The sequence below is a fragment of the Streptomyces sp. NPDC107559 genome, from assembly GCF_055657365.1.
Map to the genome: position 1 here is coordinate 635,959 of NZ_JBVKBD010000002.1, position 18,749 is coordinate 654,707.

21 protein-coding genes are annotated in these 18,749 nt (G+C 72.6%); 13 read left to right on the top strand and 8 right to left on the bottom strand.

Annotated elements, in window-relative coordinates:
• Nucleotides 1-24 precede the first annotated feature (24 nt).
• A complete protein-coding gene (locus ACZ7OY_RS09300; protein WP_471910818.1) occupies nucleotides 25-1,287 on the top strand; it encodes a VWA domain-containing protein in 1,263 nt (420 codons plus the stop codon).
• Entirely contained in the window at nucleotides 1,287-2,111 is an 825-nt protein-coding gene (locus ACZ7OY_RS09305; RefSeq protein ID WP_471910819.1) for a hypothetical protein, read from the top strand. The genes ACZ7OY_RS09300 and ACZ7OY_RS09305 overlap by 1 nt, the downstream gene beginning before the upstream one ends.
• A 63-nt stretch (nucleotides 2,112-2,174) precedes the next feature.
• Here ACZ7OY_RS09305 and ACZ7OY_RS09310 read toward each other — a convergent pair whose 3' ends face one another.
• Nucleotides 2,175-3,224, bottom strand: a complete 1,050-nt coding sequence (locus tag ACZ7OY_RS09310) for an Lrp/AsnC family transcriptional regulator (RefSeq protein ID WP_471910820.1) — start codon at nucleotides 3,222-3,224, stop codon at nucleotides 2,175-2,177.
• Between the two features lie 103 nt (nucleotides 3,225-3,327).
• Between ACZ7OY_RS09310 and ACZ7OY_RS09315 the strand changes: the two genes are divergently transcribed.
• Together ACZ7OY_RS09315 and ACZ7OY_RS09320 are read left to right on the top strand one after the other, a co-directional pair.
• Nucleotides 3,328-4,821 carry an MFS transporter gene (locus ACZ7OY_RS09315; protein WP_471910821.1) on the top strand — a complete coding sequence of 498 codons (1,494 nt, stop codon included), beginning with the start codon at nucleotides 3,328-3,330 and terminating at the stop codon, nucleotides 4,819-4,821.
• 46 nt (nucleotides 4,822-4,867) lie between these two features.
• The gene (locus ACZ7OY_RS09320; protein WP_471910822.1) at nucleotides 4,868-6,265 is read left to right on the top strand and encodes an amidohydrolase; all 1,398 of its coding nucleotides are present in this window, start codon (nucleotides 4,868-4,870) and stop codon (nucleotides 6,263-6,265) included.
• A 124-nt stretch (nucleotides 6,266-6,389) separates the two neighbouring features.
• Here ACZ7OY_RS09320 and ACZ7OY_RS09325 read toward each other — a convergent pair whose 3' ends face one another.
• Entirely contained in the window at nucleotides 6,390-7,037 is a 648-nt protein-coding gene (locus ACZ7OY_RS09325) for a winged helix-turn-helix transcriptional regulator (RefSeq protein ID WP_471910823.1), read from the bottom strand.
• A gap of 87 nt (nucleotides 7,038-7,124) precedes the next feature.
• On the opposite strand from ACZ7OY_RS09325, the gene ACZ7OY_RS09330 reads away from it, so the two are divergent.
• The 5 genes from ACZ7OY_RS09330 to ACZ7OY_RS09350 all read left to right on the top strand — a co-directional run bounded on the left by ACZ7OY_RS09330 (nucleotide 7,125) and on the right by ACZ7OY_RS09350 (nucleotide 11,484).
• Nucleotides 7,125-8,333 carry a pyridoxal phosphate-dependent aminotransferase gene (locus tag ACZ7OY_RS09330; protein WP_351601656.1) on the top strand — a complete coding sequence of 403 codons (1,209 nt, stop codon included), beginning with the start codon at nucleotides 7,125-7,127 and terminating at the stop codon, nucleotides 8,331-8,333.
• Nucleotides 8,334-8,351: 18 nt separating this feature from the next.
• Nucleotides 8,352-8,951 (top strand): histidine phosphatase family protein, encoded by a 600-nt coding sequence (locus ACZ7OY_RS09335; protein WP_471910824.1) that lies wholly within the window; start codon nucleotides 8,352-8,354, stop codon nucleotides 8,949-8,951.
• Nucleotides 8,952-9,000: 49 nt separating this feature from the next.
• Complete coding sequence (locus ACZ7OY_RS09340; RefSeq protein WP_471910825.1) at nucleotides 9,001-9,708, top strand: hypothetical protein; 708 nt, start codon at nucleotides 9,001-9,003, stop codon at nucleotides 9,706-9,708.
• A gap of 156 nt (nucleotides 9,709-9,864) precedes the next feature.
• Nucleotides 9,865-10,290, top strand: coding sequence for an acyl-CoA thioesterase (locus tag ACZ7OY_RS09345; protein ID WP_471910826.1), 426 nt, complete (start codon nucleotides 9,865-9,867; stop codon nucleotides 10,288-10,290).
• Between the two features lie 441 nt (nucleotides 10,291-10,731).
• Entirely contained in the window at nucleotides 10,732-11,484 is a 753-nt protein-coding gene (locus tag ACZ7OY_RS09350) for a chitosanase (protein WP_471911202.1), read from the top strand.
• A 72-nt stretch (nucleotides 11,485-11,556) separates the two neighbouring features.
• Here ACZ7OY_RS09350 and ACZ7OY_RS09355 read toward each other — a convergent pair whose 3' ends face one another.
• The 6 genes from ACZ7OY_RS09355 to ACZ7OY_RS09380 form a co-directional block, all read right to left on the bottom strand.
• A complete protein-coding gene (locus ACZ7OY_RS09355; RefSeq protein WP_471910827.1) occupies nucleotides 11,557-12,936 on the bottom strand; it encodes an 8-oxoguanine deaminase in 1,380 nt (459 codons plus the stop codon).
• A gap of 74 nt (nucleotides 12,937-13,010) precedes the next feature.
• Nucleotides 13,011-13,976 (bottom strand): factor-independent urate hydroxylase, encoded by a 966-nt coding sequence (pucL, locus tag ACZ7OY_RS09360; RefSeq protein WP_471910828.1) that lies wholly within the window; start codon nucleotides 13,974-13,976, stop codon nucleotides 13,011-13,013.
• A gap of 6 nt (nucleotides 13,977-13,982) precedes the next feature.
• Nucleotides 13,983-14,381 (bottom strand): hydroxyisourate hydrolase, encoded by a 399-nt coding sequence (gene uraH, locus ACZ7OY_RS09365; protein ID WP_471910829.1) that lies wholly within the window; start codon nucleotides 14,379-14,381, stop codon nucleotides 13,983-13,985.
• Entirely contained in the window at nucleotides 14,378-14,896 is a 519-nt protein-coding gene (uraD, locus tag ACZ7OY_RS09370; RefSeq protein ID WP_471910830.1) for a 2-oxo-4-hydroxy-4-carboxy-5-ureidoimidazoline decarboxylase, read from the bottom strand. The genes uraH and uraD overlap by 4 nt, the downstream gene beginning before the upstream one ends.
• A 133-nt stretch (nucleotides 14,897-15,029) precedes the next feature.
• Nucleotides 15,030-15,398 (bottom strand): helix-turn-helix domain-containing protein, encoded by a 369-nt coding sequence (locus ACZ7OY_RS09375; RefSeq protein WP_471910831.1) that lies wholly within the window; start codon nucleotides 15,396-15,398, stop codon nucleotides 15,030-15,032.
• The gene (locus ACZ7OY_RS09380; protein ID WP_471910832.1) at nucleotides 15,395-15,646 is read right to left on the bottom strand and encodes a hypothetical protein; all 252 of its coding nucleotides are present in this window, start codon (nucleotides 15,644-15,646) and stop codon (nucleotides 15,395-15,397) included. The genes ACZ7OY_RS09375 and ACZ7OY_RS09380 overlap by 4 nt, the downstream gene beginning before the upstream one ends.
• Nucleotides 15,647-15,810: 164 nt before the next feature.
• On the opposite strand from ACZ7OY_RS09380, the gene ACZ7OY_RS09385 reads away from it, so the two are divergent.
• From ACZ7OY_RS09385 to ACZ7OY_RS09400, 4 genes are all read left to right on the top strand, one after another.
• Nucleotides 15,811-16,668: a TIM barrel protein gene (locus ACZ7OY_RS09385; protein WP_471910833.1), complete on the top strand. Its 858-nt coding sequence runs from the start codon at nucleotides 15,811-15,813 to the stop codon at nucleotides 16,666-16,668.
• A 35-nt stretch (nucleotides 16,669-16,703) separates the two neighbouring features.
• Nucleotides 16,704-17,621 carry a 2-hydroxy-3-oxopropionate reductase gene (locus ACZ7OY_RS09390; RefSeq protein WP_471910834.1) on the top strand — a complete coding sequence of 306 codons (918 nt, stop codon included), beginning with the start codon at nucleotides 16,704-16,706 and terminating at the stop codon, nucleotides 17,619-17,621.
• 153 nt (nucleotides 17,622-17,774) lie between these two features.
• On the top strand, nucleotides 17,775-18,017 hold the full coding sequence (locus tag ACZ7OY_RS09395) for a hypothetical protein (RefSeq protein WP_351602926.1): 243 nt from the start codon (nucleotides 17,775-17,777) through the stop codon (nucleotides 18,015-18,017).
• A gap of 97 nt (nucleotides 18,018-18,114) precedes the next feature.
• Nucleotides 18,115-18,747 carry a TIGR04222 domain-containing membrane protein gene (locus ACZ7OY_RS09400; protein WP_471911203.1) on the top strand — a complete coding sequence of 211 codons (633 nt, stop codon included), beginning with the start codon at nucleotides 18,115-18,117 and terminating at the stop codon, nucleotides 18,745-18,747.
• Nucleotides 18,748-18,749 lie beyond the last annotated feature (2 nt).

Consider the following 18,749-nt stretch of genomic DNA (forward strand, 5'->3'; position numbering starts at 1 on the left):
CCGTTCGGTCAATAGGATCCGCCGATGATCAGAACACAACGGCTGGCGGTGGGGATCTGCGCCCTGCTCGCCGCGTTCACGGTAGGGATAGCGTTCCCCGCCGGAGCGGTCGCCGACGAGACCACCGCCGACGCACCGAAGGTCGACCTCGTTCTCGATGTGAGCGGGTCGATGCGGGCCAACGACATCGACGGCAAGTCGCGGATGGCCGCGGCGAAGCAGGCGTTCAACGAAGTGCTGGACGCGACGCCCGAGGAGGTCCAGCTCGGCATCCGCACGCTGGGCGCCAACTACCCCGGCGACGACCGCAAGACGGGCTGCAAGGACACCGCGCAGCTCTACCCGGTCGGCCCGCTGAACCGGACCGACGCCAAGACGGCGGTGGCGACCCTCTCGCCCACCGGCTGGACGCCGATCGGACCCGCCCTGCTGAAGGCCGCCGACGACCTCGACGGCGGAACCGGCTCCAAGCGCATCGTACTGATCAGCGACGGCGAGGACACCTGCGCCCCGCTCGACCCGTGCGAGGTGGCCCGCGAGATCGCGGCCAAGGGCGTCGGCCTCACCATCGACACGCTCGGCCTGGTGCCGAACACCAAGCTGCGCGCGCAGCTGAGCTGTATCGCCGAGGCGACCGGCGGCACCTACACCTCGGTCGAGCACGCCGACGAACTGACCGACAAGGTCAATCAGTTGGTGGACCGGGCGGCCGATCCGGTGGTGACGCCGGTGGCCACCCAGGGGGCGGACTCCTGCTCCCAGGCACCGACCCTGAAGTCCGGCCTGTACACCGACCGTGAGGAGTTCGGCCAGGAGCGCTGGTACCGGGTGGACGTCAACCCGGGCCAGGAGCTGCGGGCTTCGGTGAGCGTGGCGGACGACCGGGCCGTGAACCCCGACTACGGGGTGCTGCTGCGCGCGGTCACCGTGCACCAGCGGGAGATCGTACGGGGCGAGGCGGACGGCAACGGCCGTACGGACGTCGTCTCGACCGGCCTGCGTTACCCGAAGGCCGAGAGCGACGACGAGAACGCGCCCGCCGAGACGGTGTGCCTCCAGGTCACCCACTCCTTCTCCGCCGCCGCCGGGGTCAAGGCCACGCCCGGTCTGCCGCTGGAACTCACGGTCGACGTGGTCGACGGCCCGTCCCAGGCGAGCGACGTGGCCTCCTTCGGCCTCGGCCGCGGCTGGTGGCTGCTCGGCGCCCTGATCCTGGCCGGCTTCCTCGCCGGTGTGCTGTGGGGCTGGGTGTCCCGCTGGCGCGTCGCGGTCTGGAGGACCAACTGATGCGAATCACACGAACGCTGAGCCTGGCGCTGCTGACCCTCGGACTGGCCGCGGGCCCCGCGGCGGCCGACTCCTCGCCCTCCGCGAGCCCGTCCGACGATGCCAAGGCGCCCACCACGGCGGGCACTTCGTTCCGCACGGCGACCGAGGTCGAGCAGGGCGTGACGGCCACGGCGGGCGGTTCCGCCGGTGACTACCTGTACTGGTCGTTCCCGGCGGACGCCGGACAGCGGCCCACCGTCAAGGCGACGGTGAAACTGCCGGACACCCACGCGGCCCAGTCCTGGCAGATCGACGTGTACGACGGTCTGCGCCGCCGCCAGGCCTGCCAGTACGGGGCGCAGACGCGCACCGCCCAGCCGGGTTCGCCCTCGGTCGAACTGGCCTGCACACTGCGCACGGTGCGTGCCTGGACCGAGCCGTGGGACGACGCCCCGCTGCCCGGCACCTACTACATCAGGCTCACGGTCGTGGGCCTGAAGACGGCCGACCTGGGTCTGCCGGTGAGCACCGAGATGCGGGTCGAGTCCAAGGACATCGGTGGTGCGGCCGCCGTGGACGGCTCGCTGTCGGAGGCCCTGGTGCCGGGGATCGCGGTCACGTCCAAGAAGGACGAGTCGGACGCCTCCGACGACTCCGACGGCTCGGCGAAGTCGGCGGTGCTCTCCAGCATCGAGCCGGACGACGGCTGGTCGTCCAACTGGTGGTCCGACCGCTGGGTGTGGACCGCGGTGGGCGGCATGCTGGCCGCGCTCGCGGGCATCGGCGGTTACGCGCTGACCCGCGGCAACGGCCGCCCGCGCAATCTGCCGCCGGGCGTCTGACGCCCGTGCCCTCCGGGCCGGTCCCGGCCGCCTCGCGCGCGCCGGGCCCGGCCCGTTCGTCTTTCACCCGGCCGGATGTCGGGCGGTCGCGTCCCGGCGCGCCCACAGGTCGGCCGGAACGGCCTCGAGGGCACGCCCTTCGCGGTCCAGCAGCCGGGCGCTGTGCTTGATGGGCCGGATGGTCACCGCCCGGTCCGTGATGGTGAGTTCGGGCGCCCGCAGGGCGATGTCCCGCTCGAATCCGGGGAGGTCGCGCAGCGAGGACAGCCAGGCGATGCAGAAGACGTTGCTCGGGCTGGCCACCGCGGCGGCCAGCCGCACCTGTGGCATCCGGGCCAGCGCCTCACCGGCGACGGCCAGGTGCTCGGGCCGGGCGGACGCCCACAGCGAGGCGGTCACCGGCCGGCCCACCGCGCTGCGGGCCACCTCGCACCGGAGCAGGACGGACCGGGTGGCGACGAGCCGGCGCAGCCGACGGGCCGCGGTGCTGGTCCCGATGCCGAACCGTCCGGCGAGCTCGGTGGCGGTCACCCGTCCGTCACGGCTGAGTTCGACGACGATCCGGCGGTCCAGTTCGTCGCGCAGTCCGGCCGTGCGGTCCGACGGAACCGCGGTCGGCGGCCCGGGGGTGATGGCACGGCGTGCGGCGCTGTCCAGCGCGCCGATCCGCCACCGGGCTCCTTCGGTGAACGCCTCGGTGAACAGGTTGGTCCGGGTGGCCCGCACTCCGGGCAGCAGCCGCAGCCGGGAGCTGACGTAGCCGACCAGCCCGGACAGGCTCGACGCGGTGACCGTGACGAGCAGGTCCCGTCCGCCGGCCGTCTCCTCGACGGTGATGGCCTGCGGGTCCTGCGCCACGGCGGCGGCCACCGCGTCGGTGGTGGGCGCCTCGCACTCGACCTCGACCACGGCATGCGCGCTGTCGTCCATCGGGCCGGGATAGCCGGTGACCCAGGCGAGGCCCTTGTCGGAGATCCGCTGCCAGCGCCGGGTGACGGTCACGGCGTCGGTGCCGAGCGCCTCGGCGACGGCGGCCCAGGGGGCGCGGGGGGCGATCTGGAGCGCGTTGATCAGCTGGAGATCCGTTTCGTCCAGTTCGGCAGAGATCTGCATGAAAGCCCCCTTCGCTGACAAGATCCTGCGGAGATACGGGAAAACAACACCCCATCGCTAGCTTCTGTCAATCTCAGCGCCCAGCGAGCGATTGGAGCCAGACATGGAGCCTTCCGTATCGGCGTTCCCGCCCAGATCCGACGAGCCCGCGGCGACCGGCCCGGACCACGCCCAGGCCGCCGTCTCGGCGATCCGGGTGGTCGGACTGCTGGTGCTGGTGGAACTCGTCAGCGGCATCGTGCAGGGAATGATGGCCACGCTCACCCCGGCCATCGGCATCCACTACCAGGCGTCGGCCTCGGCTCTGACCTGGGTCAACACCCTCTTCTACGTGTCCGCCGCGATCTGGGTCCCGCTGCTCGGGCGGCTCGGCGACATCCACGGTCACCGGCGACTGCTGCGGCTGGCGGCCACCCTGTTCGCGGCAGGCACCGTCGCCGTCGCGGTGGCCCCGGACTTCGGCACGCTGCTGGCGGGCCGGGTGCTCCAGGCCGGGCTGCTGGCCCTGCTGCCCCTGGAGATGGCGCTGGTGCGGGACCGGCTCGACCCGGCGCGGGCGCGAGCCGGCATCGGCATCCTGATCGGGGCACTGACCACCGGGGTCTCGCTGGGGCTCGTCATAGCCTCCGAACTCTCCCGCGTGCTCGACGGCCTGACCCAGGTGCTCTGGGTCCCGGCCGTGGCCACCATGCTGATGCTGGCGGTGCCGTTCTTCTTCGTCCCGGAGTCCACCCGCCGGGCGACGGCGCGGGTCGACTGGGCCGGGACGGCCGCCCTGTGCCTGTTCCTGATCGCGCTGCTGCTCGGCGTCGGCCGCGGGCCGGCCTGGGGCTGGGACTCGGCGCGCACGCTCGGCCTCTTCGTCCTCGCTGCGGTGCTGCTGGCCTTCTTCGTCGGGTACGAGCGCCGCACGCCGGAGCCGGCGGTGGACGTACGGCGGCTGGGGCGCCCCCGGATGCTGGTGCTCTTCCTCGCCGCCACGCTGGTCGGCGCGGCCGCCTTCGGATCGCAGACCGCGCTGGTGACGTTCGTCGCCAGCCCGCCGGAGCGGCTCGGTTACGGACTGGGCATCGGCACCTCGCAGTTGGGCTGGTACATGTTGCCGATCGGCATCGCCGCCCTGGTGGGCGCCTCGCTGATGAACCGGGTCGGCAGGACCGTCGGCCACCGGGCACTGCTCTTCGGCTCCCTGGCCGTCACCGGCCTCGGGTTCGCCCTGCTGGCCGTGTGGCACGACACGCGGCCCGAGTACCTGATCGGCACGATCGTCATGGGCCTGGGCAACGGCGCCGCGATCGCCGCCCTGCCGGCCGCCATCCTGGAGCGCTCCGCCGAGACCGAGAGCGGCATCAACGCGGGGCTCTACAACACGCTGCGCACCGTGGGCGGTTCGATCGCCGGCGCGGTCTTCGCCGCCGTGCTGTCCTCGATGGTCCTCGCGCACACCTCGGTGCCGAGCGAGTCCGCCTACACCACGGTGCTCTGGCTCTCCGCCGCCGCCTGTCTGCTGGCCGCGTGTCTGACCCTCGCCGCCAGCCCCTCGTCCGCGGGGGCGACGGAGACGCCGGACGCGCTCGCCGAGCCCGCCGCGGCCTGAATCCCCGTCCCCGCAATCCACCCACCGGCACCCTAAGGGAAACCATATGACCGACATCGCCGATATGGCCGCCACGAGCGACACCACCGACAGCACCGGTACCGGTACCGAGGAGCTCAGGGCGAAGCTCAAGGCCGAGGTCTGCGCCGAGATCGACCGCTGGGCCGACCGGATCACCGCCCTGAGCGACGACATCATGCGCCACCCGGAGACCGGCTACCGGGAGACCCGCACCGCCGCCGTCGTCGCCGAGCAGCTGCGCGACATGGGCCTGGACCCGGTGACGGGACTCGCCCGGACCGGCGTCAAAGCCCGTATGAAAGGCCGAAGTGCGGGTGTGACGGCCGCCGTCCTGGGTGAGCTGGACGCCCTGGTGATCCCCGGCCACCCGCACGGCGACCCGGAGACCGGCGCCGCCCACGCCTGCGGGCACAACGCCCAGATCGCCTCCATGATCGGTGCGGGCCTGGGCCTGCGGACGGTGATGGACCGGCTCGACGGCGATGTCGTGCTCTTCGCGGTGCCCGCCGAGGAGTGTGTCCAGGTCCAGTGGCGCCTGGGGCTCGTCGACGACGCCGAGCTGCACCACACCGCGGGCAAGGCGGAACTGATCCGGCTGGGCGAGTTCGAGGACGTCGACCTGGCCCTGCTCACCCACGCGGGTGCCGCGACCCCGGCGCTGGGCGTGGGGGGCGAGGGCAACGGTTCCCTGGCCAAGCGGGTGCGCTTCACGGGCCGTTCGGCGCACGCGGGCGGGTCCCCCTGGCTGGGCATCAGCTCCTACAAGGCGGCCACCATCGCGGTCGCCGCCATCGACGCCCACCGCGAGTTCTTCAAGGACGAGGACAGCGTCCGGGTCCACCATCTGATCACCAAGTCCGGGGACTCGGTGAGCGCGATCCCGGCCCGTACCGAGATGGAGATGCTCATCCGGGCCGCGAGCGTGGAGGCGATGCGGGACGCCTCCGACCGGGTCGACCAGGCGCTGCGCGCGGGCGCGCTCGCCATGGGCGCCGAGGTGGAGATCACCACCGCGGTCGCCTTCCTGCCCTTCCGCAACGACCGGCCGCTGGCGGATCTGGCCCACGCCAACGGCTGCGCGCTCGTGGGCGAGGACGACTGCAAGCGGGTCGAGGGCAACTTCGGCGGCTCAACCGACATGGGCGACCTGGGGTACGTCATGCCGGTGGTGCAGCCGTTCGCCGCGTCCGGCAGGGACGGGGCCGCGCACGGGCCGGAGTTCTGGACCGAGGACCACTACGCGGCGGCGGTCGTCCCGGCGAAGCTGATGGCGATGACGGTGGTCGACCTGCTGGTGGACGGCGCGGCCGAGGCCCGGCGTGTCATCGAGGAGAGCGGCCCCAAGATCGGCCGGGACGAGTTCGTCGCCCTGCACGACTCCCTCAGCGGAACCCGCACCTGGTCGGCGGGCGCACAGGAGTAGGACACGAGCCGGCCGAGGCCGGGCCCGCCCCCACCGACCCGTGGGGCCGGGCCCGGCGGCATGTCGTCGCCGGGTACCGCGGCGCCCGGCGCCACGGCCCCGCACGGTCCACCGGGCGTGCGGGTCAGGCCAGTTCGGCCAGTTCCTTGGCCAGCGGGCCGTCGCCGGCCACCTCGGCCCGGCCCTCGCGCACCGCCTCGGCCAGGGTGAGCAGTCCCCGGGCCATGGCCTCGCAGGTGGCGGTGTCCAGGATCAGCAGCGCGTCGGGGCCGGCGGGCGCGGGCCCGTCGCCGTACGCCGGCCCGTCCGCGTCGCCGTCACCGGCGTGGAGATGGAACCTGCCCTCCTCCAGCCTGACTTCGAGGACGCCCCGGGCCGCGGGGACCTCCCGCAGCGCCCGCAGCAGGGGCAGCGCGAACCAGTGGGCGCGCACCGCGTCCGTGGGCCGCCGTTCGCCGAGCTCCCCCTCGCCCCACGCGCCCAGCGCCTGGAGCACCGGCAGCAACCGGCGGCCGCGGGAGGTGAGTTCGTAGACGTAGACGGCGCCCGGCGGGGGCAGCCGACGGCGGGTGGCCAGGCCGTCGCGCTCCATGTCCTTCAGCCGCGAGGCCAGTACGTCCGTGCTCACGCCCGGCAGGTCGGCGTGCAGGTCCGTGTAGCGGCGCGGGCCGGCGAGCAGCTCGCGGACGATCAGCAGGGTCCAGCGGTCGCCGACGACGTCGAGCGCGCGGGCGGCGGAACAGTACTGGTCGTAGCTTCGGCGAGGTGGCATGCGACGCAGTCTAGACATGTTGTTGGACTTTCCAAGCTCCCACTTGGTAAAACCAAGCAACACCAGATATCCGAGAGGCGGCGGCGCATGGAGTTCCGGCAGTCCAACAAGCTCAGCGAGGTCTGCTACGAGATCCGCGGTCCGGTGATCGAGCACGCCAACGCCCTGGAGGAGGCGGGTCACAGCGTGCTGCGCCTGAACACGGGCAACCCGGCGCTGTTCGGCTTCGAGGCGCCGGAGGAGATCCTCCAGGACATGATCCGGATGCTCCCCCGGGCCCATGGCTACACGGACTCGCGCGGCATCCTCTCCGCCCGCCGCGCGGTCGCGCAGCGCTACCAGGACCGGGGCCTGGAGGTCGACGTCGACGACGTCTTCCTCGGCAACGGCGTCTCCGAGCTGGTCTCCATGGCCGTACAGGCGCTGGTGGAGGACGGCGACGAAATCCTCATCCCCGCCCCGGACTTCCCGCTGTGGACGGCCGTCACCACCCTGGCCGGCGGCAAGGCGGTCCACTACCTGTGCGACGAACAGGCCGACTGGTACCCGGACCTGGAGGACATGGCGTCGAAGATCACCGAGCGCACCAAGGCGGTCGTGATCATCAACCCGAACAATCCCACCGGCGCGGTCTACCCCAAGGAGATCGTCGAGGGCATCCTCGACCTGGCCCGCCGGCACGGCCTGATGGTCCTCGCGGACGAGATCTACGACCAGATCCTGTACGACGACGCCGTGCACCACTCGGCCGCCGCGCTCGCCCCCGACCTGGTCGTCCTCACCTTCTGCGGCCTCTCCAAGACGTACCGGGTGGCGGGCTTCCGCTCGGGCTGGCTGGTCGTCACCGGCCCCAAGCAGCACGCGAAGAGCTATCTGGAGGGCCTGACCATGCTGGCCTCCATGCGGCTGTGCGCCAACGCGCCCGCCCAGTACGCCATCCAGGCGGCGCTCGGCGGCCGTCAGTCCATCCACGAGCTGACCGCCCCCGGTGGCCGGCTGTACGAACAGCGCACCGTGGCCTGGGAGAAGCTGAACGAGATCCCGGGGGTGTCGTGCGTGAAGCCGAAGGGCGCGCTGTACGCCTTCGCCCGGCTGGACCCCAAGGTCCACCGGATCCACGACGACGAGAAGTTCGTCCTGGACCTGCTGCTGCGGGAGAAGATCCAGGTGGTCCAGGGCACCGGGTTCAACTGGCCCGCCCCCGACCACTTCCGCATTCTCACGCTCCCCCACGCGGACGATCTGGAGGCGGCCATCGGCCGGATCGGCCGGTTCCTGAGCGGGTACCGGCAGTAGCCCTCCTACCCTGAGGGCATGGGTGATCTTTTTATCGTCCGGCACGGTGAGACCGAGTGGTCGCGGTCCGGACGGCACACCGGCCGCACCGACGTCCCGCTGACCGAGTGCGGCCGGGAGGAGGCGCGCCGCCTGGTGCCGCTGATCCGCTCGCACCGCGTCGGCGCCGCCTTCGTCAGCCCGTTGCAGCGGGCGCGGGAGACGGCGGAGCTCATCGGTCTGCACGACGTACGCGTCGACGTCGACCTCCAGGAGTGGGACTACGGCGCGTACGAGGGGGTCACGACCGTCGAGATCCACCGCACCCGGCCGGGCTGGTTCCTGTTCACCGACGGCGTGCCGGAGGGCCCGCCCGAGCATCCCGGGGAGACCCCGGAGCAGGTCGGCGAGCGCGCCGACCGGGTGCTGGCCAAGGTGGACGCCGCGCTCGCCAACACCGAGGGCGTCGTCGTCCTGGTGGCGCACGGCCACTTCCTGCGGGTCCTCACCGCCCGCCGGCTGGGACTGCCCCCGGCGGACGGCGCGCTGTTCCAGCTGGCGACGGGGGCACTGAGCCGACTGAGCACGGAACACGGGCGGCCGGTGATCGCCGGCTGGAATGTCAGAGCCAACCCGTAGCCTTCGAGTGGGTCGCCTCGCGGCCCGTGGGCCGGGGAGGGAGCCTGCCGTGACACGACCGCCGACCGCCGCGCAGCGGCGGGTGATCGACGCCGCCGAGCCCGTGACCGGACGGCTGCGGGGCACACCGGCGCAGCTCGCGGCGCTGGTGAGACACGGGCTCGCCTTCCGGCACCCGCGGCCGCCCCACGACCACTTCCTGACCCCGGCCGGGCACCGGATACGCGAGACGGCCGACCCCCTGCCGCAGGCGGCGGACCCGACCGGGACCCGAGCCGGGCAGGCGGCGGAGCGGACACCGCACGGGTCGCCGGCCGGGGTGCCCGCGGACGCCGGGGTGTTCGCCGCGCGGGTCGGCGGCGAGGACCGGCCTCAGGGGCCGGACGGGCCGGACACCGCCGCGGGCCGCGCGCGGGCGCGCGAGGTGCACAGCGCCTGGCAGGGGCTGCTGGAGCTGCGCCGGATGACCGGTCCGGGCGGCGCCACGGAGCTGCCCTGCGGCTGGGAGCGAGCGCATCTGGTGCGGGCGGCCGCGCTCGCCCTGGAGGCGGCGGGCCACCGGCCGGCGGGCCCGGACACGGCCGGCTACCGGGTGCGCGCGACCCCGCAGCCGGACGCCGTCGCCGTGCACGAACCGGACCGCGAGACCCTGCGGGCGTGTGCGCGGACCCTGGAGAAGGCGGGCTGGCAGGCCGGCGAACACACCGACCCCCGGACGCGGGACCGCTATCTGCTGGCATCCCCGCGCCGGGTCTGACGCCCGTGTCAAGATCGGCGGACCGGGCACCGACGCGCACGACGGCGAGAGCCCGACGACGCGAGCACGACAGACGCGAGCACGACAGCGGGAGCTCGACGACGCGAGCACGACGGCGAGAGCCCGACGACGCGAGCACGACGACAGGGAGATGCAGTGAGCGAGCCGTTTTCCGTGCGGGTGACCGTCCGCGGTTACGAGACGGACGTACAGGGCCACCTCAACCAGAGCGTGTACCTCAACTACGCGGAGCACGCCCGCTGGTCGTTGCTCAAGGCGGCCGGCATCAGCCAGGCGGGGCTGGTGGCCACGGGGGTCGGCCCGGTCGCGCTGGAGACGACCATCCGTTACCGGCGTGAGCTGCTGGCGGGTGACGAGGTCGAGGTGACCTGCGCGTTCATCTGGGGCGAGGGCAAGACCTTCCGGATCGAGCAGACGATCCGCCGGACGGACGACGGCACGGTGGCCGCCGAGGTCACCGGGGTCGGCGGACTGATGGACCTCAAGGAACGCAGGCTGGTGGCGGACCCGCGCGAGCGCTTCCGGACACTGGCGGCGGACCCGGCCCTGTTCGGACTGTGAGCCGGAGCGGACCGAACCGCCCGACCGCCCGACCGTCCGTCCGTCCGTCCGTCCCGGAGCACTGCCGGACTGCGGCCTACGCGTCGGTCAACTCCGGGTCGTGCTCGCCGTCGTAGGCAGACGACCGACCGTCGGCGCCGCCGGAACGGGGCCGACAGCCGCCGTGCTCCGCCCGGTGAACGCCTGCCGGTGTTCCTCGGCCGCTGCCCGGCGGTGCGCCGGTGTTCGCGGGCGATGCACGGGTGCGGTTGCCTGGAACCGTCATGAATCCGACTGTTCATATGTTCTTCGACTTACGGTGATTTCCTGCGGCCGTCCTCGCACGTTCCCCAGTCGGTGTGCACCCGACCGCCCTTCACAGCGACCCTCCTTGGAGACGACGTGCCGATCTTCCGCAGAATATCCGCCCGCCGCACGCTGCTCGCCGCTCTCGGCACGGCGATGGTGACCGCCGGATGGCCCTCGGCCGAGGCGGGCGCCTCGCCGCGGGGGCTCGACGACCCGGCGAAGAAGGACCTCGCCATGCGGCTGGTCTCCAGCGCGGAGAACTCGTCCCTGGACTGGGAGGCGCAGTACGGGTACATCGAGGACATCGGCGACGGCCGCGGCTACACCGGCGGCATCATCGGTTTCTGTTCCGGCACCAGCGACATGCTGGCCCTGGTGGAGCTGTACACCGCGCGGGTCCCGGGCAACGTCCTGGCCGGCTACCTGCCCGCGCTGCGCGCGGTCGACGGCAGCGGTTCCCACACCGGCCTGGACCCCGGCTTCCCGGCCGCCTGGCGCACGGCGGCCAAGTCGTCCGCCTTCCGCAGGGCCCAGCGCGACGAGCGCGACCGCGGCTACTTCGACCCGGCGGTGACGCGCGCGAAGCAGGACTGTCTCGACACGCTCGGCCAGTTCGTCTACTACGACGCCATGGTCATGCACGGCCCCGGCACGGACGCCCGCAGCTTCGGAGGCATCCGCGAACGGGCCCGGCAGCACGCGGTCACCCCCGCGGACGGCGGCGACGAGACGACGTATCTGAACGCCTTTCTCGACGCCCGGGTCCGGGCGATGAAGCAGGAGGCCGCCCACAGCGATGTCAGCCGGGTCGAGACGGCCCAGCGCGTGTTCCTGCGCGAGGGCAATCTCGGGCTCGCCACACCGCTCAAGTGGAAGGTGTACGGAGACAGTTACGAGATCGACTGAGTCGGTCGGCGGCGCGGTCGAGGGGTGCGGCGGCTGCCGTAATCCTCGACCGCGCGGGCCGGGCGGACCGGCTCAGCCCTCGGCCGTGATCCGCGCGAGGCGCTGGGCCTCGGTCCGGGCGGAACGCGCGATCGCGTCCTCGTCGACGGTCAGGAGCCGGCCGTCCGCCACGATCTGACGGCCGTCGACGAACGACGCGGTGACCGGGGCCGCGGCTCCGAACACCAGCGCGGTCACCGGGTCGGCGATGGAGGAGTGGGCGAGCGTGTCGAGCTTCCACAGCACCAGGTCGGCCAGCTTGCCCGGCTCCAGCGAGCCCGTCTCGGCCGCCCGGCCCAGGACCCTGGCGCCGCCGTAGGTGCCCAGGCGCAGCGCCTGACGGGCGTTCAGGGCGGCTTCACGACGGGCGCCGAGGCGGTTGATGAGCAGCGCGTTGCGCAGTTCGGTGTGGAGTTCGCCGGACTCGTTGGACGCGGTGCCGTCGACGCCGAGACCGACCGGGACACCGGCCGCGAGCATGTCCGGGACCCGGGCGATGCCGGCCGCCAGCCGAGCGTTGGAGGACGGGCAGTGCGCCACCCCCGTTCCCGTACGGGCGAACGCGGCGATGTCGGAGTCGTTCATGTGGACGCAGTGCGCCATCCACACGTCCTCGCCGAGCCAGCCGGTGGACTCGAAGTAGTCGGTCGGTCCCATGCCGAACAGCTCGTGGCAGAACTTCTCCTCCTCGACCGTCTCCGAGCCGTGGGTGTGCAGGCGCACGCCCTTGTCGCGGGCCAGTTCGGCACCCTGGCGCATGAGTTCGGTGGAGACCGAGAAGGGGGAGCAGGGCGCCACCGCCACTTGCGTCATGGCGTCGAAGGAGGCGTCGTGGTGCTCGTCGACGGTCCGCCCGGTCGCGGCGAGCGCGTCGTCGAGGGTCTCGACGGCGAAGTCCGGGGGCAGTCCGCCGTCCTTCTCGCTGCGGTCCATGGAGCCGCGGGCGAGGGTGAACCGGACGCCCGTCTCACGGGCGGCCGTGATGATGGCTCCGGACAGGTCGCCGGAGCCCTCGGGGTAGACGTAGTGGTGGTCCATGGCGGTGGTGACGCCGCCGCGGGCCATCATCGCGAGCGAGCCCTGGGCGGCCGCGTAGACCATGCTCTCGTCGATGCGCGCCCAGGTGGGGTACAGCGCGACGAGCCAATTGAAGAGGTTGTGGTCCGTCGCCAGACCGCGGGTGATCCACTGGTAGAAGTGGTGATGGGTGTTGATCAGCCCGGGGGTCACCAGGTGGCCGGTGGCGTCGATGCGGCGCACGACGTTCTCCAGGCCCTCCGGGGCCCGGCCCGCACCGACCGCCTCGATGCGGTTGCCCGCGATGACCACGTGTCCCGAGGTGTGTTCCGTGTCGTCGGCGTCCACGGTCGCGATCGCGCAGTTGTCGATGACGATGCGCTCGGCTGCTGCCATGGTTCGTCCTTTTCGCTCTGGGGAGGGCACGGCAGGACCCTAGGGGCTCCGGGCGCCGTGGTCCGGGACCGACGTCAGAGGTTGGTGAGGTCCACCGGTATGCGCGGCTCGCAGCCGTCGCGCAGCACGGTGGCCTCGATCAGGCCGTACGGGCGGTCGGCCGCGAAGTAGACCTCGTTGTCGTTCTTCAGGCCGAACGGCGCCAGGTCGACGAGGAAGTGGTGCTGGTTGGGGAGCGAGAAGCGGACCTCGTCGATCTCGGCGCGGTTGTCGATGATCCGCGCGCCCATCCGGTAGAGGGTCTGCTGGAGCGAGAACGAGTACGTCTCCGCGAAGGCCTGGAGCAGATGCCTGCGGACCTCCGCGTACGACGTCTCCCAGTCGGGCATCGGGACCGCGTCGTCGCTCCAGCCGAACCGCCAGCGGGCGGCGACCCGGGTGGCCAGGATGCGGTCGTGGGCCTCCGGAAGCGTCGTGTACTTGTCCTTCGCGTACCCCCAGAACTCCGAGTTCGTCGAGTTCAAGACGGTGAGGTCCTTCAGTCCCGAGACGACCTCCCACGACGAGCCGTCGTAGGTGATCTGCGCGAGGCGCGTCTCCCGGCCCTGGCGTACGAAGGAGTGCCGGGGCCGGTCGGCGCCGCCGGGCCCGGCATCGGTGCCGGTGCCGGGGGCGGCCTCGGACGTCTCGATGCGGTCCCAGGCGTACTCCTCGATCCGGATGCGGGCCTGGCTGATCGGCTCCTGGCTGGTCACGAAGTGTCGCGCCAGGTGGATGCCGAACTGCTCCGCCGACTCGATGCCGTGCTCCTTGGCGAACGCGTACACCGTGTTCTTGGTGGTGTCGGTCGGCAGGACGTTGGTGTTCGAGCCGGAGTAGTGGGCCTCGTCCATGTCGCCGGAGAGCGCGACGGAGACGTTCAGGTCCTTGATGTGGTGGGTGGCGCCGTCCCGCGTGATCTTCACGACGCGGGTCTCGGCCTTGCCGTACTGGTTCTGACCCAGCATCACCGGGCGGCCGGGGCGGGAAACTTCTGTCATCTTGCGCTAGCTCCCTCGGTAAACGGAGTAGCCGAACGGGTTGAGCAGCAGCGGTACGTGGTAGTGCTCGCCGGGCTGCACGGCGAACGTGATCGTCACCTCGGGGAAGAACGCGTCGCCGCCCCGGTGCGCGGGGGCATCCTGCCGCGCACCGGCTCGCTCGTCCGCGGTCCGCCCGAAGTACGGCTCCACGGCGAAGTCGAGCCGTACGTGGGTCGTTCCCTCCGGCAGGGCCGGCAGGTCCTTGCAGCGCCCGTCCGCGTCGGTCGCGGAGCCGCCGAGCGCCTGCCAGCCGGCGGCGCGCCCGCTGCGGGCGGCGAGCAGGACGGCGACGCCCTCGGCGGGGCGGCCGACGCTGGTGTCCAGGATGTGGGTGGACACCGAGGCGGTGGTGCCGGTGCTCATGCGGGGTCGGTCCCTTCGGCGAGGCGGGCCAGTCGGATGCGGTTGATCCTGCCCAGTTCGGTGCGGACGATCTCCCGCTCCGGCTCCGGCGGGTTGCCGAGCCGCCGCCGGAGCGCGTCGCGCATCTGCTCGCCGGTGAGTCCGGTCGCGCAGATCAGGAAGACATGGCCGAACCTGTCCTGGTAGGCCAGGTTGAGTGCGAGCATCTCCGCCTTGAGCTCCTCGCCCGCGTCCGCCATACCGCGCTGTTCCCGGGCGGAGGCCGGATCGCCCGGCGCGGGGCGGCCGATCGGCGGGTGCCCGGCCATGGCCTCCGCCAGGTCGGCCGCGGTCAGTGCGGCCATGGCGGTGTCATTGGCGGCGTAGAGGTCTTCGGCACCGGCGTAGGGGCGGGCGGCGAGCAGCCGGCCGGCCCATGCCGTGGAGGCGCACACCTCGTGGAGGGCGGCCAGGGCCTCGTGTTCCCCGAGGACGTTGAACCGGGCCAGACCCGGGTACGCGAAAGTCGAAGTCACGGGAGCCTCCGTAGCCGGATGCGGTCTGCTGGGCCGGACACGGCCGTCGTGCGGTGCGGACTGCCGTCAGCTAACGCCCTCCGCGAGACAGCGTCAACACTTTGTTGAAAATTCTGGGTAACTCGGCCCGACTTCAGCCCTGCTTCTCGCGGTTGAGGTAGTTGTAGACGGTGAAGCGGCTCACCCCGAGCGCGCCCGCCACGGTCTCCACGCCGTGCCGCACGGAGAAGGCGCCGCGCGCCTCCAGCGTCCGTACGACCTCCTGCTTGGCCTTGCGGTCCAGGTCGGCCAGCGGCTTGCCCATCCTGCGCTCCATGGCGGCCAGGATGTGGTCGAGGGAGTCGGCGAGCTGGGGCAGGCGCACGGCGACCGCTTCGGCGCCTCCCCAGGAGAGCACCACGTCGTCGGGGCCGGCCTCGTCGGGCGGGACTATCTCGCCGCCGATGGCGTCGACCAGCGGCTTCACGGCCGCGATGAACGCCCCCTCCCCGGCCGCGGTCATCCTTCGCCCTCCCCGATCACGTTGACCTGGAGCGAGATCCGGGTGGCGCCGGCCGCCAGGGTTCTGCGCAGCACGGCGTCCACGGTCGCGAGCACCGCGTCGGCGCCGCCTTCCGCCGTGTTGCCGAACGGGCCGACGTCGACGGTGTCCAGCGCGGCACCCTCGACGACCTCGCGGGCCACCAGCGCGTGCGCGGGAGCCTCCTCGAGATCGAAGGGCTCGGTCGTGAACTCCACTCTCAATCGCACGCGCTCAACCTAACGCGCGCCACCGGCTTTGACCGACCTCCTCTTGACATGCAACGAGCACCGACGGCAGTCTTTCATTGAGCAGAAATAAGTTTCCACAATGTGGAATACGAGACGTGGAATACGGGACCATACGCGGGTCACGGAAGGGAGCGTCGAGCCTCATGCCGGGTCATGACGCGCACACGGCCGCGGAACGGCGCTTCAGCGTGAACCTGTCGATCCTGTTCACGGAGCTCCCGCTCCTGGAGCGTCCAGCGGCCGCCGCCGCGGCCGGTTTCACCGCGGTCGAGCTGTGGTGGCCGTGGGTCGGCTCCCCCACCCCCGGGCAGTCCGAGCTCGACGCCCTGGGCGAGGCGATCGACAGCGCGGGCGTCCGGCTGACGGGCCTGAACTTCTACGCCGGGCGGCTCCCCGGCCCGGACCGGGGCGCGCTGTCGGTCCCCGGCGCGGAGTCGGAGCGGTTCCGCGCCAACGTCGAGGTGGCGGCGGAGCTCGCCGGGGCGCTGGGCTGCGGCGCGCTCAACGCCCTGTACGGCAACCGCGTCGACGGTGTGGCCGCCGCCGAGCAGGACGCGCTGGCGCTGGAGAACCTGGCGCTCGCGGCCGCCGCGGCCGACCGGGTCGGGGCCATCCTGCTGGTCGAGACCCTCAACCGGACGGAGTCGCCCCGCTATCCGCTGGTGAGCGCGCAGGCCGCCGTCGATGTCGTCGACCGCGTCAACCGGGTCACCGGCCTCGGCAACGCCCGCTTCCTGATGGACCTCTACCACCTGTCCATGAACGGCGAGGACCTGCCGCGGGCGATCGACCGGTACGCGTCGGTCACCGGCCATGTGCAGATCGCCGACAACCCCGGCCGAGGCGCGCCGGGCACCGGCGGCCTCCCGCTCGACGACCTCCTCCGGCGGCTGCAGAAGGCCGGTTACGAGGGCTGGATCGGCCTGGAGTACAAGCCGGGCGACCGCCCGAGCGCCGAGGCCTTCGGATGGCTGCCGCCCGGGGCCCGAGCCGCCCGCTGAACAGCCCGCCGAGCAGTCAGAGAGGCACTCACACCATGAGCAGCAGTCCCGCAGCCTCCGCCCGCAAGGACCGCCCCTCGATCGCGTGGATCGGCCTGGGCATCATGGGCTCCCCGATGTCCGAGAACCTGATCAAGGCGGGTTACGACGTCACCGGTTTCACGCTGGAACAGGAGAAGCTGGACCGGCTGGCCGCCGCCGGCGGCACCCCGGCCGGCTCGGTCGCCGAGGCCGTCCGGGATGCCGACGTGATCATCACGATGGTGCCCGCGTCCCCCCAGGTCGAGGCCGTCGCGTACGGGCCCGACGGCATCCTGGAGAACGCCCGGCCCGGCGCCCTGTACGTCGACATGTCGTCGATCACCCCGGGGACCTCGGTCGGCCTGGCGCGGGCGGCGGCCGCCAAGGGCATCCGGGTGCTGGACGCCCCGGTGTCCGGCGGCGAGGCGGGTGCCGTCGAGGCCGTGCTGTCCGTCATGGTCGGCGGCGAGCAGGCCGACTTCGACGCGGCCCGGCCCCTCTTCGAGGTGCTGGGCAGGACCGTCGTCCGGTGCGGTCCGCACGGCTGCGGGCAGACCGTGAAGGCCGCCAACCAGCTGATCGTCGCCGTGAACATCCAGGCGTGCGCCGAGGCCGTGGTGTTCCTGGAGAAGTCCGGCGTGGACCTGGCGGCGGCGCTGGACGTCCTCGCCGGCGGCCTGGCCGGCTCCACCGTGCTGACCCGCAAGAAGGGCAACTTCCTCGGCCGCGACTTCAGGCCGGGCTTCCGTGTCGACCTGCACCACAAGGACATGGGGATCGTCACGGACGCGGCCCGCGCCGTCGGTGCCGCGCTGCCCGTCGGTGCCGTGGTCGCCCAGCTGGTCGCCAGCCTGCGCGCCCAGGGCGACGGCGGCCTGGACCACTCGGCCCTGCTGCGCGCCGTCGAGCGCCTGTCCGGGACACCGGTCTGACGCACCCGGGACTCCGGGTACGCCGCCGCGGTCACTGCCACCCGGCCCACGGCGCGGCCGCGTACCGCGTACCGCGTACCGCGTACCGCGTACCGCGTACGGGGCGGAGGTTCCCGGAGTGCGGATCCGTCCCGCCCGCAGCAGCCTGAAGGCATGACACATCCACCGACGGAGTTCCCGCACATCGTGGTGCACGCCCCGGCCCTGGACGGCTCCCGGCGGGTCACCACGGGCGACCAGACCCTCGGCATCGCCAGCCACCTGGACGATGTCGTCGAGATCCTGCGCATGGCCGACCTGGACCGGATCGAGGTCGAGGAGAGCGATCTCATCGAGTGGCAGGGCGGCGGCCCGGACGACTGGCCCGGCCTTTCGGAGCACGAGCCGCAGCCGTGACGACGCGTACGGCCGCGGGCGTACCCGGGCTACGCAATCCTCAAATCATGCTCTGAAGACGGCCGCCAAGGCTTCAACCGGCCCCGCGGGCGGGCACATTCTTCTCAGGCGGGGCCTGCCGGCACGGGGGCGGCGGGCCCCGCAACGGGGGTGTGCCATGGACAGTGCCGCGCCGAGCCGGCTGGAACCGCACGCGATCGCCCTGCTGCGGGGCGGTCCCCGCGCCGCCGTCACGGTGGCCGTCCTGTCGCTGCATCTGCGCGGTGCCGTCGGGGCCGGCCGGGTGGGCACGATGCGCACCACCGGCCCGGCCGCGGACCGGTCCCTCCCGCCGCTCACCAGGGCCGTGCACGCCGCGCTCTACCGGCCCGCGGGCGTACGGCAGTTGCTGGACCGGCAGGCGGTGCGCCGGGCGCTCACCGGGCTGCGGGACGAACTCAGGACCGCCGGGCTGCTCCGTGCGTTTCCGCCCGGCCGCACCCGGGCCGGCCGCCGCACCCTGACGGCCCTGCGCGCAGAGCACCCGTTGCCCGCCCACGGTCCCGGGCTGCCGGTGGAGGACCAGCTGCTCGCGGTCGCCCTGTACGGCGACCGGGCGCTGACCGTGGTCGCGCCGCGCTTCACCCGGGAGGCGGGACTGACCGGGCGGGGCGGGACGACCGAGCGGGACCTGCCGCAGTCCTGGGGCAGCGGGGGCGGGGGCGACAGCTCCGGCTGCGGAACGGCGTGAGC

Excerpts from the sequence above, each read along its gene's own strand:
- ACZ7OY_RS09300 (WP_471910818.1), top strand. The coding sequence starts at position 25 with ATGATCAGAACACAACGGCTGGCGGTGGGGATCTGCGCCCTGCTCGCC.
- ACZ7OY_RS09305 (WP_471910819.1), top strand. The coding sequence starts at position 1,287 with ATGCGAATCACACGAACGCTGAGCCTGGCGCTGCTGACCCTCGGACTG.
- ACZ7OY_RS09310 (WP_471910820.1), bottom strand. The coding sequence starts at position 3,224 with ATGCAGATCTCTGCCGAACTGGACGAAACGGATCTCCAGCTGATCAAC.
- ACZ7OY_RS09315 (WP_471910821.1), top strand. The coding sequence starts at position 3,328 with ATGGAGCCTTCCGTATCGGCGTTCCCGCCCAGATCCGACGAGCCCGCG.
- ACZ7OY_RS09320 (WP_471910822.1), top strand. The coding sequence starts at position 4,868 with ATGACCGACATCGCCGATATGGCCGCCACGAGCGACACCACCGACAGC.
- ACZ7OY_RS09325 (WP_471910823.1), bottom strand. The coding sequence starts at position 7,037 with ATGCCACCTCGCCGAAGCTACGACCAGTACTGTTCCGCCGCCCGCGCG.
- ACZ7OY_RS09330 (WP_351601656.1), top strand. The coding sequence starts at position 7,125 with ATGGAGTTCCGGCAGTCCAACAAGCTCAGCGAGGTCTGCTACGAGATC.
- ACZ7OY_RS09335 (WP_471910824.1), top strand. The coding sequence starts at position 8,352 with ATGGGTGATCTTTTTATCGTCCGGCACGGTGAGACCGAGTGGTCGCGG.
- ACZ7OY_RS09350 (WP_471911202.1), top strand. The coding sequence starts at position 10,732 with ATGGTGACCGCCGGATGGCCCTCGGCCGAGGCGGGCGCCTCGCCGCGG.
- ACZ7OY_RS09355 (WP_471910827.1), bottom strand. The coding sequence starts at position 12,936 with ATGGCAGCAGCCGAGCGCATCGTCATCGACAACTGCGCGATCGCGACC.
- pucL (WP_471910828.1), bottom strand. The coding sequence starts at position 13,976 with ATGACAGAAGTTTCCCGCCCCGGCCGCCCGGTGATGCTGGGTCAGAAC.
- uraH (WP_471910829.1), bottom strand. The coding sequence starts at position 14,381 with ATGAGCACCGGCACCACCGCCTCGGTGTCCACCCACATCCTGGACACC.
- ACZ7OY_RS09375 (WP_471910831.1), bottom strand. The coding sequence starts at position 15,398 with ATGACCGCGGCCGGGGAGGGGGCGTTCATCGCGGCCGTGAAGCCGCTG.
- ACZ7OY_RS09385 (WP_471910833.1), top strand. The coding sequence starts at position 15,811 with ATGCCGGGTCATGACGCGCACACGGCCGCGGAACGGCGCTTCAGCGTG.
- ACZ7OY_RS09390 (WP_471910834.1), top strand. The coding sequence starts at position 16,704 with ATGAGCAGCAGTCCCGCAGCCTCCGCCCGCAAGGACCGCCCCTCGATC.
- ACZ7OY_RS09395 (WP_351602926.1), top strand. The coding sequence starts at position 17,775 with ATGACACATCCACCGACGGAGTTCCCGCACATCGTGGTGCACGCCCCG.